Here is a 13,887-nt window from a genome sequence, read left to right on the forward strand (position 1 = left end):
AGGGCATTCCCTACCCTGCAGGCCAGCGGCAGGGAGGACCGATGCCCCTCACGCTCTATTGGCTACAGTGCGGCGGATGCGGCGGCGACACCATGTCGCTCCTGAACCTCGATTCCCCGGACCTCGTCGAGACCCTCGGCCTGCTCGGCATCGGGATTCTCTGGCACCCATCGCTCTCCAGGGAAAGCGCCGCAGAGCACCGGAGGCTCCAGGAGGACCTGGCCTCCGGCGCGCGGCCGCTGGATTTCCTGGTGGTCGAAGGCGCCGTGATCCGCGGGCCCGGCGGCACAGGGATGTTCGACACCCAGGAGCGGCGGCCCAAGAAAGAACTTGTGGCCGCCTTGGCCCGGCGGGCCCGTTTCGTCCTGGCCGCGGGCACCTGCGCCAGTTTCGGAGGGATCAGCGCGGCGGGTGATATCGAAGCCACGGGTCTGCAATTCCTGCGGGACCGGAAAGGCGGCTTCCTGGGCAGCGGATTCACGAGCCTCGAGGGCCTGCCGGTCATCAACCTGCCCGGCTGCCCCTGCCATTGCGAGGCCTTGGCCGGAACGCTGGCGGCCCTGGCCGCGGGCGAGGCCCTGGAACTCGATGAGTGGAATTCGCCCATGGACTGGTACGGGATGCAGGTCCACCAGGGCTGCCTGCGGAACGAGTACCACGAGTACAGGGTGGAGGACGATGACTTCGGCAAGCGGGGCTGCCTCTTTTTCCACCTCGGCTGCCAGGGGCCTCTCACCCACGGTCCCTGCAACAAGCTGCTCTGGGGCCGGAGGAGCAGCAAGACCCGCATCGGCGCTCCCTGCGTCGGCTGCACCCGGCCGGATTTCCCCCCGCCCTATCCCTTCTTCCAGACCCGGAACATCGCGGGCATCCCCCTGGATCTGCCCGAAGGCGTGGACCGCGCGCACTACATGGCCTACAAGGGCATGGCGGCGGCCGCTGCGCCCAAGCGGCTGATCGACCGGAAGACGAGAATCTGATTCCCCGCGGCTCCCCGCGGGCCGTCCTTCCCCGAGAGGTCTCCAGTGCCACCCATGGTCACCATCAATGCGCCGCTCAACCGGGTCGAAGGGGATCTCGATGTGACCGCCGAGATCACGGATGGAGCCGTATCGGATGCCTGGTGTTCCGGGACCATGTACCGGGGCATCGAGAAGATCCTCATCGGCCGCGGCCCCATGGACGGCCTCGTCATCACGCCGAGGATCTGCGGCATCTGCAGCACGAGCCACCTGACCGCCGCGGCCAAGGCGCTCGACTGCATCACTGGAACGGAGCCGCCTCCGGACGCCGTCCGGATGCGGAACGTGCTCCTCATGGCCGAACATATCCAGAGCGATCTGCGGCACACCTTCCTGACCTTCACGGCCGACTTCACGAACCCGGCCCACGCGGGCATGGATGGCTATGCCGAGGCGGTGAAGCGGTACGAGCCCCTGAAGGGAGAAACGGTCCTCGAGGTGATGCGTGAGACCTCGAAGCTGCTGGAGATCATCGCCATCATCGGCGGCCAATGGCCGCATTCGTCGTTCATGGTGCCAGGGGGCATCGTCTCGGCGCCCAGCGCCCGGAACCGCCAGCAATGCCGGATGATCCTGCGGCATTTCCGCGAATGGTACGAACGCCGGATCCTGGGATGTCCTATCGAGCGCATCCAGGAGCTTGGCTCCTCGGCGGATCTGGATGCCCTCCTGGAACAGGTATCTTCGGGACGGAATAGCGACCTGGGTTGCTTCGCTGCGTTTTCCCGATCCCTGGGGCTTCAGGGCATCGGCCGGGGCCCCGGCGCGTTCCTGTGCTACGGCGCCCTGGAATTGCCCAACGGCACCGCAGTCAAAGGGGCCCAGGAAGGCCCGTTCCTGATCCCGGCGGGTTTCGCCCGGAACGGCCAGTCCGTTGGCTTCGACCAGGTCCATGTGGCTGAACATGTGGCGCACTCCTGGTACGAGGACTACGAGGGCGGCCTCCATCCTGCCATCGGCGAGACCCGGCCCTACGCGAGCGGCTACGAGGCTGGAAAGTATTCCTGGGCCAAGGCTCCCCGCTACGACGGATGCCCCGCGGAGACAGGTCCACTGGCAGAGATGGTCATGGCGGGCAGGCCCCTGTTCAAAGACCTCCTGGCACAATCAGGCCCCAGCGCCTTCGTCCGGCAATTGGCCAGGCTCCTCCGCCCCGCCTGGCTGATCCCGGCGCTGGACGCTTGGCTGGCGGAAGTCTCCGGGGAGGAGGGCTTCTACAAATCCCCGGAAGGAATCCAGGATGGGGAGGGTTTCGGCCTGACCCAAGCCTCCCGGGGGGCCCTGGGGCACTGGCTCCGCATCAGGAACGGGGCCATCGACCACTACCAGATCATCTCGCCCACAGGCTGGAACGCCTCACCGAGGGACTCCGCCGGCATTCGAGGACCCATCGAGGAAGCCCTGCTTGGAACCCCAGTGGCCGACCCCGAAAACCCGGTTGAATTGGGATTCGTTGTCCGTTCCTTCGATGTCTGCCTCGTGTGCACCGTGCATGCCCTCCACCGCGGCGGCCGGTCCACGCTGCGGACGATGAGACCCTGACGTGAAACGCATCATCTGCATCGGGAATGCATTCCAGGATGGCGACTCCGCCGGGGCCCGGGTTCTGGCGCGGCTGGCGGAGGCAGGCCTGCCCGAGGATGTCGAGGTGGTGGACGGCGGGCTGCGGGACCTCGATTTGTTGGGGCTGGTGGAAGGTTCGGAACGGGTGGCTTTCGTGGATGCGGTTTCCGGATTCGCTCCTCCGGGGGCTGTCATCCAACTGGAAGGCGCTTCCCTCGGCAAGGCGGGCGTGGACGTCTTCGGCCACGGAGGCGGATTCTCCTATTTCCTCGGAGCCCTGCCGGGGCTCCTCGGGACCCCCGTTCCTTATTGCCTGGTGGGTCTGGAATCGCCGTTCACTGAAGGATCCATCGAGGTGGCGGCGCGGTGCGCCCTGGCTTTCGCCTCCCAGCCGCCCGCGGCCTGTTCCGGCGCTCCGGGCCCGGAGAGGTGGTGACCATGGACGCTGCGAGGTCCGCGGAACACCTGTTCGCAGAGAACCTGATGCTGGCGAACGAGGTCCAGGTGGCCCACCAGGCCTCCGAGATCGCCGCGCAACTGGTGGTTGAGCAGTTTGTCGAGATGGAAAGGGCCCATCGCCGCCTGGAAGACATGGTCGCCCGGGAACGGGGCCTCAAGGACCGGCTGGAAAAGCTGGACGCCATCGTGAAATCGATCAACCAGAAGGTGGATTTCGAGGGGCTTCTCTGCGCGATCCTGGAGGAGGCGCGCGTCATCCCGGGCGTGGAGACCGCCGCGGTCCTGGTGCTGGATCCGGCCCGGGGCGTCTTCCGTTTCATGGCGAGCCTGGACTGGGAGACGGAACGGGAGGCCCTGGAAGGCATCGAACTGACCCTCCAGGAGGCGGAAGAGCGGTATGTCCTGGGTTCCGTCGAGGCCAGCGAAGACATCTTCCTGGTCCGGAACGTTACGGGCCGGACGGCGCAGGAGAAGATGCTCCACCTAGGCCTCCCCGAGTCGATGATGGCCACGCGGATCCGCATCGACGGCCGGGCCGAGGCCTATTTCATCTTCGACAACAAGCAGGATCCAGAGGCCTTCGGCCCCGATGCGGTGGCCCTCATGAAGGATCTCCAAGGGCATTTCGTCTCCGCCTTCATCAAGGCCCGGACCACGGACCTCCTGAAGCGCTCGCTGCGCGAGACCAACGAGTCCAGGGAAAGGGCCGAGGTCGCCACCCGCTCGAAGAGCGAGTTCCTGGCGAACATGAGCCATGAGATCCGGACCCCCATGAACGCCATCCTCGGATTTGCCGGGCTGGCCCTGAAGCAGGACCTCAATCCAAAGCTGAGAGACTACCTCGAGAAGATCGCGGCCTCCGGGCACCACCTGCTGGGCATCATCAACGACATCCTGGACTTTTCCAAGATCGAGGCGAACAAGCTGGAGCTGGAATCCGTGCCTTTCCATCTCCTGGATGTGCTCAGCCAGGTGGCGGACATGTTCTCGCAGAAGGCCGCCGAGAAGGACCTCGAGCTGATCGTGGGCGCCGCTCCCGAAGTCCAGGACTGGCTGGTGGGCGATCCATTGAGGCTCGGGCAGGTCCTGGTGAACCTGATGAGCAATGCCATCAAATTCACGCGGGAAGGGCATATCCGGTTGAAGGTCGAGGTGGCCGGCCGCATGGAGGGCCGGATCCGCCTGCGCTTCCTTGTGGAGGATTCGGGCATCGGCATGACTCCGGAACAAATGTCCAAACTCTTCCAGGCTTTTTCCCAGGCTGATTCCTCGACCACCCGGGAATTCGGCGGAACAGGGCTGGGCTTGAGCATCTCCAAGCGGCTGGTCGAGAAGATGGGCGGGGAGTTCGCCGTGGCCAGCCGGCCTGGAAGCGGCAGCACGTTCACCTTCACAGGCGTGTTCCCCATCTCCCAGGTGCCCGGTTCGGTGGTCCGCAAGGCTCCGGAAGATGTCCAGGGCCTGCGTGTGCTGGTGGTGGATGATTCGGCGCTCGCGCGGGAAATGCTGGAGGAGCAGCTCCACAGCTTCGGGTTCCGGGCCACCTCGGCCGGGTCCGGCGAGGCCGCCTTGAAGGAGCTGGAAACAAAACCCTTCGACCTGGTCCTCATGGACTGGAAGATGCCCGGCCTGGATGGCATCGAAACCACCCGCCGGATGAAGGACGATCCACGCCTGGCGGAGATTCCCGAAGTGATCATGGTGACCGCCTTCGGCCGCGAGGAAGTGATGAGGGCCGCGGAAAAAACGGGCATCCGCGCCTTCCTCATCAAGCCCGTGAACCCCTCGCTGCTGCTGGATTCGATCCTGGAAGTCCTGGGGCGGCAGGCCATCAGCTCCATGAAGGGGCCGGACCAGGCGGCCGTTTCCTCCGCCGAGAAGCGCATCGCAGGAGCCCATGTGCTCCTGGCGGAGGACAACCCCATCAACCAGCAGGTCGCCATGGAGATCCTGGAAAGCGCCCATGTCCGGGTGGACATCGCTTCCAGTGGCGTCGAGGCGGTCCGCATGGTGGACCAGAAGCGCTACGACGCGGTGCTCATGGACATCCAGATGCCGGAAATGGACGGCTACGAGGCGACGGCGCACATCCGCGAAAAGAACCGGCACGCGGACCTGCCCATCATCGCCATGACCGCCCACGCCATCGCGGGCTACCGCGAGGAGTGCCTCGCCGCGGGCATGAACGACTACCTCACCAAGCCCATCGAACCCCAGCGCCTCTATGAAACCCTGGCCCTATGGATCCAGGAGGGCGCGCGGCAGTTGGGGGAAGGCGTGGATGCGCGCCCGGTGGCGGACCCCGGCACTTGCGCGGCGCCGGCGAGGCCGCCCACCACCAGGTTCTGCCCGCCCTCCCTGGAGCCCCTCCTGCCGCTGATGGACGTGTCCCAGGCCATGGGCCGCATGAACGGCAAGGAAGCCCTGCTGCTCGGCATCCTGCAGGGCTTTGTGGCGGAACTTCCGCGCCCCGAGGAGGCCATCGCCAGGGCCGTCGAAGCCGGGGATGCGGATGCGGGTTTCCGGCGGGCCCACACCCTGAAGGGCGTCGCGGCCAATCTCGCCCTGGCCCAGGTGGCCGAAGCCGCTGGGGAGCTCGAAGGCCTGCTGCGGACCGGTTCCTGCGAGGGCTGTGCGGAGCCCCTGGCCCGGCTGGATGAAGCCATGGCGGGCTTCCGCGAGCTGGCGGGCCCTCTGCTTGCCCTGCGGCCGCCCACTGTGGCGCCGGAAGGCAAGTCCGGGGAGGCCGATCCGAGGAGGGTCCTCCAACTCCTGCTGGAACTCGATGCGCTGCTGAAGAAGAACAGCTACGAGGCCAAAGCGTCCTTGGCGCGGCTGGGCCCCATCCTGCTCGCCGAAGGGACCCAGGAGTCCTTGGATTCCATCCAGGCCCATGTGGCCCGCATGGACTTCCGCGGGGCCCGCGAAGCCCTCCAGCCGTTGATTGACGCCTGGCGGCTTTCGGCCGCGTCCCCCGAACCTGCTCCCACCGACCCGCCCGCGAGGTAGACCCATGAGCATCGATGCCCCAGTCCCCAATCAGCGCGGCCGGGTCCTGGTGGTGGATGATTCCCCCGCCTTGCTGGCCCCCCTCTGCGAACTGCTCTACGAGGACCATGAAGTCATCTTCGCCACGTCGGGGCAGGAAGCCATCGACCTGGCCCATTCCCACAATCCCGACCTGATCCTCCTGGACGTGGTGATGCCGGAGATGGACGGTTTCGAGGTCTGCAGCCGCCTCAAATCATGCCCAGGGACCCTCGATATCCCGGTGGTGTTCATCACCTCCATGGGCGAGGAAGTGGACCACCTCCAGGGGCTCAACGTGGGGGCCATCGACTACATCGAGAAACCCATCAGCCCGGAGGTCGTGAGGGTCCGGGTGAAAAACCACATCCGGGTGAAGCGCAAGCAGGACACGTTGAGGGGGCTCACCTTGCGGGACGGCCTCACGGGAATCGCCAACCGGCGCCGCTTCGACGAAGCCCTGCGGGAGGAGTGGTCCCGGGCCGCGCGCAACCAGACCCAGCTTTCGCTGATCATGCTCGACGTGGACCATTTCAAGATCTTCAACGACACCTACGGCCATGTGGCAGGAGATGATTGCCTGCGCCGGATCGCCGAGGCCCTGACGCGATCCCTCCTGAGGCCCGTGGACATGGTGGCCCGCTTCGGCGGCGAAGAATTCGTGTGCCTTCTCCCTGGCACGGATGCCGCTGGAACCCAGATGGTGGCTGAGCGCTTCCGGGAATCGGTGATCTCGATGGCCATACCGCATGAGCACTCACCCACCGAACCCGTGGTGACCATCAGCCAGGGGCTGGCCACCATGGTCCCGGTGGCCGAAGCGACGCCGGATCTCCTCCTGGTGGAGGCCGACAACCAGCTTTACGAGGCGAAGCGGAACGGCCGGAACCGGATCGAAAAGGCTATGGCTTCGGCGAAGCCGCTCTCCCGGCTCTCCGGGGAATCGCTGGGCAAGGCGCGGCCGGAGCTGCCCACTGTCTTGTTGGCGGACGACGACCAACACATGCGCGCCATCCTCGCGGGACGCCTCGCCTTCCTGCCGGCCAACGTGGAGGTGGTGGCCAGCGCGGAGGAAGCCCTGAACTTCCTCGCCCGCTCCAGGCCCCAACTGGTGCTCAGCGATGTGGTCATGCCTGGCATGGACGGCTTCAGCCTCTGCCTCAAGGTCAAGGAGAACCCGGCCCGGCGGGCCATTCCCTTCGTGCTGCTCACTTCCCTCAGCCGGAACCTTCGCGAACGCAGCGCCCTGGCGGGCGCGGACGATTTCTTGAGCAAGCTGGAGGAGGACCAGATCTTCCGGATGCGGACCCGGTTCCTGCTCGAACTGGGAACCCTGGACACGGCGGAACCAGGGGATCCGGCGGAAACGGAAAACCCGGAGGTGTTCCTTTGTTCTGCCTCCAGCACCATCCAGAAGCAGATGGAGGTCCAGCTCCTGTCCGCGAATATCCGCGTCCATCCAGCTTCCGGGCTGGAGGCCTTGATGCAGGACCTGGAACTGCGCCAGCCGGATATCCTGGTCCTGGATCTCGACCAGGATGCCGGCCAGCTTCTGGATTGCCTGGCCCGGCTGCGGAGCCGCCCCGATTTCGCCGCCCTGCCGGTGCTGCTGCTGGCCGGCAAAGGTGACGAGGACAGGATGCTCCCCCTGGAGGACTACATCACGGACCGGCTGCTCAAGCCCCTCGAAGCCCAGGAGACTCGCCACCGGATCAAACTCCTCCTCAGGCTGGCTGGCGTGCGGAAACGCGCAGGCAGAAGGAATCCATAAAAAAGGGGCCGACCCAGGGCTCTATTAATCCTTCCTCCCGCCGCTCTCCACGTGGATTTCCACGGGCATTTCCAGCATCCCGAAGAGCATCTCGCCCTTGTCCTCCACCGCTTCCAATTCGGCCCGGATGTCGCCTGCCGCCTGGAGGACCAGGCGCAGCTCATCGCCTCCGTTCTCCACGCGGAGGCTGAGCACGGACTGGCGGCGGCGGCGGTCCAGGGCATCGGCCACGCGCAGGATGGCGCACAGTTTTTCGACCACGTTCCGATGCCAGGGCTCCAGTTGGAGGAAGGCTTCGTGCTTGGCGGGGTCCGGCGCCTTGCCCCGGTGGTGGCGCACGACCTGGGAAAGGATCTCGATTTCCTCGGGCCAGAAGCCTTGCAGCGCGGCATTGCGGATCAGGTAGGCGCCATGCTTGTGGTGCCCCTTTTCGGAAATCGAGAAACCGATGTCGTGCAGCCGCGCGGCGTAGGAGAGCCACTCGCGCTCGGGATCGCCCAATTCGAAGTGCGGGCGCAGGGCGAGGAAAAGCTGGTCCGACAGTCGCTGCACGTGGAGGCTGTGGCCGGGATCCGGATCCAGGCGCGAGGCCAGCTGCTCCACCGAACCCCGGCGCCGCTCCGACAAGGGTGGAATGGCCACGCCGCCGTGCTTGAGGGCTTCCCAGACCATGCCTTCGCGCAGCCCCACGGGCAGCACCCGGACCTCGCTGGCACCCACCCATTCCAGCAGGGCCGAGGTCCAGGACGCGCCCACGTGGAGCACCTCGGCGCGCTTGGGATCCACCCCCAGTTTTTCGATCCTGTTCCTGGAATTATTCCGCCAGAGCCGCTGCCGGAACGGCCGGAGCTGTTCGGCCGTGAAGATGTAGGCGCCGCTGGCTCCGCGCCCCAGGTCCTCCAAGGTGCCGGAGGTGCCCAGCACAAGCCTTGTCTTCGACAGGTTCCTGGGCAGCCTCTTGCGCGCTTTCTTGAGCGCCTTGCGGATCAGGGCATTGACCAGCTTCAGGTCCTTGGCCGTGGGCGGGTCCGCCGTGGCGCTGGCATCCGCCAGGCGCTGCAGGCCCCATGGGATGGAGATGCTGGCCTCGATGTGGCCCAGGGCGATCCAGGTCATTTCGGTGCTGCCGCCGCCGACATCCATGAGCACCACGGGCTCTTCGGGGAAGGGGATGGCATGGCTCACAGCCTGGTGGATGAGGCGGGCCTCCTCCTCCCCGGAAATCACGCGGATGGGAATCCCGATCTTCGCGGCCTCGGCCACGAAGTCCGGGGCATTGGCCGCGTCGCGAAGGGCTGCGGTGCCGCAGGCCATCAAGGTTTCGCATTCGAACGAATCGATGATGCGCTTCATCTTCTCAAGGGCTTCCAGGCCTGCAGCGAAGGCTTCTCCGCCGATGCGGCCGCTCTTGGCGCCCCCCCGCGCCAGGCGCACCATGGCCTTTTCCCGGGCCAGCACGCGATGGCCGCCATTGCCGTCGCTCTCCACCACCACCAGGTGGATGGAATTGGAGCCCACATCGATGGCCGAAATCCGCATGGCCCAGGGTAACGCCGGACTGTGACGCCGGGGTACCATCCGGCAGCCGGATTAACCGGCCCGCCAGGCACTCCAATCCATGGCGATGGCGATAAGATGGGCCTTCGACACTCCGAGAGGTCCTCCCATGGCCGTGGTCAATCCCAAGCAGTACCTGAAGATGCTGGCACTCGCCAAGGACGGCCGCTTCGCCTATCCGGCCTTCAACGTGACCTCCACGGAGACCGTGAACGCCGTGCTGCTGGGCCTCAAGCAGGCGAATTCCGATGGCATCGTCCAGATCTCCACCGGCGGCGCGGAGTTCTTCAGCGGCCTGGGCGTGAAGAACATGGCCAAGGGCGCCATCGCCATGGCGGAATACGTGCATCTGATGGCGCGGGAATACGACGTGAACGTGGCCCTGCATACCGACCATTGCGCGCCCAAATACCTGGGCGGTTTCGTGCTGCCTCTTCTGGTGGAGGCCGAACGCCGCGCCGCCGCGGGCCTGGGCAACCTGTTCAACGCCCACATGTTCGATGGCAGCGAACTTTCACTCGAAGAAAACATCCGCATGTCAGGCGAGCTGCTTAAGCGCTGCGCCGCGGTCAATTTGATTCTGGAAATGGAAATAGGCGTGGTGGGCGGCGAGGAAGACGGCCACGACACCAGCGGCGTGGGCAAGGAAAAGCTCTACACCACGCCCCAGGACATGGTGGCGGTGCACCAGGCGCTTTCGCCCATCGGAACGTACATGCTCGCGGCGACCTTCGGCAACGTGCACGGTGTCTACAAACCCGGCAACGTCCAGCTCAAGCCCACCATCCTGCAGGATGGCCAGGCGGCCATCGCCAAGGCCTGCGGCGGCGCCTCGGTGATGCTGGTCTTCCATGGCGGTTCAGGATCGAGCCTCGGGGAAATCCACGAGACCCTGGACTACGGGGTCGCCAAGATGAACATCGACACCGACACGCAGTACGCCTTCACCCGGCCCATCGCCGACCACATGTTCAAGAACTATGACGGTGTGTTGAAGGTGGATGGCGAGGTGGGCAACAAGAAAGTCTATGACCCCCGCACCTACCTGAAGAAGGCAGAGCAGGGCATGGCCGACCGAGTGGCCCAGGCCTGCCAGGACCTGCGCAGCGCCGGAAAGAGCGCGGGGCGGGGGTTGTAGAGGCGCCGTCCTACTGCTTCACCAGCTCCACCCTCCGGTTCTTGGCGCGGCCTTCGTCGGTATCGTTGGTGGCGATGGGCGCGAGCGGTCCCACACCATAGCCTTTCAGACGCGAGGCGGCGATGCCGTGCTGGCTGACCAGGGCCTGTACGACGGCCTCTCCCCGGGCCTGGGAGAGCTTCATGTTGACGTCGTGGGAACCAGTTCCATCGGTGTGCCCCACGACTTTCAGCTTGAGGCCCGGATCCCGCTTCAGGAGCTTGGCAATTTCATCCAGGGCCGGCTTGGAATCGGGCTTCACTTCGGACTTGTTGGTGTCGAAGTAGATGCCGTACAAAGCGATGTGGCCAGTGGCTTTCAGATCATTGCCCATGGCCGCGGCGTCGGCGACGACCTCCTGGGCCATGGCGCCTTTTTCGACGATGGTCAACATATAGCCCTGGCCCCAGGCCGTATCGACCTGCACCCAGGTTTCCATCCCTCCCTTGGCGACCTTCAACGTGGTGTATCGGTTGTCCTCGAACAGGACGCTGCCGCCCACGGCGCGGAACGCCGACTGGTGGTTGCGCAGGATGGCCAGGGGCGACGGCGCCTCGAGCTTGTCGTTGATCTTGTACTTGATCTCAAAAAGCCGGCCTTCGGCGATGGCGGCTGCATCCTTCCCCTTGCCCACCTTGAAGGAAAACTTATCGAAGGGGTTGGTCCGGTAGGTCACGATGTGCATGTTCTGCATGCGCGTGACGAGCGGGTGGTCCTTGGACCCCGGCTTGTCCGCCTGGGCAAAGGCGGGCAGGACGCTGAGCAGCGCGACGAAGAAAAGGGCGAAGCGTTTCATGGAAGCTCCTAGGGGTTGAATGCATCATACGGACCGCATGCGACCAAGGCCCCGATCCCGGAACGATTCTGTTGTTGATAAATCAGCAAAGCACGATATATCAATCATTAAAATGCATGAATGTGCCGTATGGCACAGCCGATCGGAAGTCGGCAGTCCTGTCGCAGCGTGGGATGCACGGGTGCGGCGTCCTGGATCCATCGACCCCGGACTCCCCCCAAAATCCCGGCTAATCCACGGCCATCGAATAACAATCTTCCAGATTCGCACGGAGCAGCTCCACCATTTCGGTGTCCACGCAGCCATCGGATTGGAGCGCCTCGATCTCCTCGAAGACCTGAATGCAGCCAAGGGGGCCGCGGTAGGGGCGATCCTGGGACAAGGCCTGGAAGATGTCGGCGATGGCGATGAGGCGCGCCTCGCGCGGAATTCCCCGGGCCAGGCGGTGGAAAGGATAGCCGGTGCCCAGCAGGTTTTCGTGGTGCATGCTCGCCCATTCCGCGATCTGTTCGCCGGGAAACACGCGCCGGAGGATGTGGTGGGTGTCGTAGCTGTGGCGCATCATGACGGCGCGCTCCTCCACGTCCAGCTCTCCGGGCTTGTCGATGATCATCTCCGGCATGCGCAGCTTGCCGATGTCGTGGAGCAGGGCGGCGATCTCGATCTTGTCGAGAATTTCGCCCGTGAAGCCGTCCAGTTCCGCGAGATGGCGGGCGATGCGGGCGACCCGCGTGGAGTGTTCGTGCGTGTAGTTGCTCTTGGCGTCGATGGTGCGGGCGAACAGCCCGGCAATGGCGAGCGCGTCGCTGGTGCCCAGTTCGACGCCGCCCTCCGGGCCCAGGGCGTCGTCGACCTCCGAATCGATGTAGGACGGATCCATCGCCAGCCAGAAGGATTCCCGGGCGGCCGCGCGGCGGAACGCCTCGACGAATTCTGGCGCGAAGAGCCGCATGCCGAGGCTGGCGATGCGGTCCACGATCTTCGGATACTCCCACAGGATTTCGTTCTTCAGCGTCTGGCCAGCGTAGTAGGGGGACACCAGCGAGTCGACGCGGTCCACCAGGAAGATCAGGTTGGCGGCATCCCGGTCGGCGGCGTCCATGGGCAGCTTGAGCAGTTCCTCCCAGCGCGTGTGGTGCCTCAGGATCCTCGGGGCGAAACGGGCCAGCGGCGGGCAGGCCAGCAGGAAGGCCTCGCCGCGCAGGCAGTGCTCCTGGGCGCCCTCCCATTCCAAGGTCTCGGACAATTGCTTGTGCTCGCGGGTGCGCGACACGCCGCAGTCATGGATCAACCCCGCATGCAGCATCTCGGCGCGGCCCGCGGCATCCCAGCCCAGCTCGGCCGCCACCGCCGCGGCCATCAGCGCGACCCGCTTGCCGTGGTGGACTTCGTCGACGCCGATGAAGTCCAGGGCGCTGGTGAGCGAGCAGAGGGCGCGATGCAGATTGACTTTCATGGGGCGCCTCTCGGACAGTCCGGCAGCACGGGAAAGCAGATTGTGGCATGCGGCAGGTAAAGACGGCCTTGAGTTCTTGGGCGGCCCCGGCGGCCCGGGCGCGATCCATCGAGAAAGCCATCTACGGCTCCCGCGGAGTGCCCGAGATCACTTTCCCCATGGCCGTCCTTGCGCGGTGTCCACCTTCGGAGTCTGCTGGATGGATCTTCCACCCTTCAGGAGCGCGACCATGGCCATTCGACTCCGCACCGCAATGCGCGTTTCCACCATCGTGGCCGCATGTTTCCTCGGTTGGCTCACCGGCAATGCCCTCGGCGCCCAGGAATCGAGGCCATCGAAGCTCAAAGAGGCGGTGGATGGGTACAACCGGGAAGTGGAGAAGCTGAACCAGATGACCGCCGATGTGCAGGTTTCGCTTACCTTCCCGGCGGGAAAAAGCCCCAAGGTGTTCACCAGGGGATGGGTTTTCGGCGCGCGCTGCCTGGTCAATCCCGGCACCAAGGAGCAATTGGACATCTCGGATGAAGTCCGCTGGAAGGGCACCGGCACCTTCGTTCCAGACCACGGTCCCAGGAGCCGGCCGGTATTCAACGCGCCGGGAACGAACCGGATTACCCTCTATTTCGAGGAAGAGGGAAAGGTGGTTTTCGAGAAGACCTTCACAGTGGAGGCCGTAGACCCCGCCGGCTACGCGCGGGTGACCGACAAGGCCTCGTGTCCCGCGGATTACCACGCTTGTCCGGCTTGTCCCCATCCCGTGATCGGACCCATCACATCAGGAAGCCCAACAGTGTTCATCGACGGGTATTCCGCGGCCCGGGTGGGCGATGTGGGCATCCATGCCCCATGCTGCGGAAAGAACCAGTTCGTGATCACCCAGGGGGACCCGGCGGTCCTCATCGATGGGAAACCTGCGGCACGGCGCGGAGACCGCACCCAGCACTGCGGCGGCGTGGGCAAAATCATCGATGCGGCCAAGAAACGCTAGGCCGGGAGCGCAACCTGGAGCTTGCGCGATCGCCACCTTGAGGGTTTGATGGACACACCAATCCCCTCTCT

The 13,887-nt window shown here is 65.2% G+C and carries 10 protein-coding genes; 7 read left to right on the forward strand and 3 right to left on the reverse strand.

Annotated elements, in window-relative coordinates; all coding sequences use genetic code 11:
- Positions 1 to 41: 41 nt before the first annotated feature.
- The 5 genes from IPQ13_01615 to IPQ13_01635 are packed head-to-tail and all read left to right on the forward strand — an operon-like array spanning position 42 to position 7,842.
- On the forward strand, positions 42 to 980 hold the full coding sequence (locus IPQ13_01615) for an NADH:ubiquinone oxidoreductase (protein ID MBL0209603.1): 939 nt from the start codon (positions 42 to 44) through the stop codon (positions 978 to 980).
- 54 nt (positions 981 to 1,034) lie between these two features.
- Positions 1,035 to 2,564, forward strand: a complete 1,530-nt coding sequence (locus tag IPQ13_01620; protein ID MBL0209604.1) for a nickel-dependent hydrogenase large subunit — start codon at positions 1,035 to 1,037, stop codon at positions 2,562 to 2,564.
- Position 2,565: 1 nt separating this feature from the next.
- Positions 2,566 to 3,021, forward strand: a complete 456-nt coding sequence (locus IPQ13_01625; protein ID MBL0209605.1) for a hydrogenase maturation protease — start codon at positions 2,566 to 2,568, stop codon at positions 3,019 to 3,021.
- A 2-nt stretch (positions 3,022 to 3,023) separates the two neighbouring features.
- Positions 3,024 to 6,053 (forward strand): response regulator, encoded by a 3,030-nt coding sequence (locus IPQ13_01630; protein MBL0209606.1) that lies wholly within the window; start codon positions 3,024 to 3,026, stop codon positions 6,051 to 6,053.
- A gap of 4 nt (positions 6,054 to 6,057) precedes the next feature.
- Positions 6,058 to 7,842 carry a response regulator gene (locus IPQ13_01635; protein ID MBL0209607.1) on the forward strand — a complete coding sequence of 595 codons (1,785 nt, stop codon included), beginning with the start codon at positions 6,058 to 6,060 and terminating at the stop codon, positions 7,840 to 7,842.
- 24 nt (positions 7,843 to 7,866) lie between these two features.
- Here IPQ13_01635 and IPQ13_01640 read toward each other — a convergent pair whose 3' ends face one another.
- Entirely contained in the window at positions 7,867 to 9,381 is a 1,515-nt protein-coding gene (locus IPQ13_01640) for a Ppx/GppA family phosphatase (GenBank protein MBL0209608.1), read from the reverse strand.
- A 127-nt stretch (positions 9,382 to 9,508) separates the two neighbouring features.
- On the opposite strand from IPQ13_01640, the gene fbaA reads away from it, so the two are divergent.
- Positions 9,509 to 10,537: a class II fructose-bisphosphate aldolase gene (gene fbaA / locus IPQ13_01645; protein ID MBL0209609.1), complete on the forward strand. Its 1,029-nt coding sequence runs from the start codon at positions 9,509 to 9,511 to the stop codon at positions 10,535 to 10,537.
- Positions 10,538 to 10,547: 10 nt separating this feature from the next.
- Here the strand turns inward: fbaA and IPQ13_01650 are convergent, their stop codons facing one another.
- Positions 10,548 to 11,372 carry an OmpA family protein gene (locus IPQ13_01650; GenBank protein ID MBL0209610.1) on the reverse strand — a complete coding sequence of 275 codons (825 nt, stop codon included), beginning with the start codon at positions 11,370 to 11,372 and terminating at the stop codon, positions 10,548 to 10,550.
- Positions 11,373 to 11,601: 229 nt separating this feature from the next.
- Positions 11,602 to 12,828, reverse strand: coding sequence for an HD domain-containing protein (locus tag IPQ13_01655; protein MBL0209611.1), 1,227 nt, complete (start codon positions 12,826 to 12,828; stop codon positions 11,602 to 11,604).
- Between the two features lie 391 nt (positions 12,829 to 13,219).
- On the opposite strand from IPQ13_01655, the gene IPQ13_01660 reads away from it, so the two are divergent.
- Positions 13,220 to 13,816, forward strand: a complete 597-nt coding sequence (locus IPQ13_01660; GenBank protein ID MBL0209612.1) for a PAAR domain-containing protein — start codon at positions 13,220 to 13,222, stop codon at positions 13,814 to 13,816.
- Positions 13,817 to 13,887: the final 71 nt, after the last annotated feature.

The sequence above is a fragment of the Holophagaceae bacterium genome, assembly GCA_016720465.1.
GTDB lineage: Bacteria > Acidobacteriota > Holophagae > Holophagales > Holophagaceae > JANXPB01.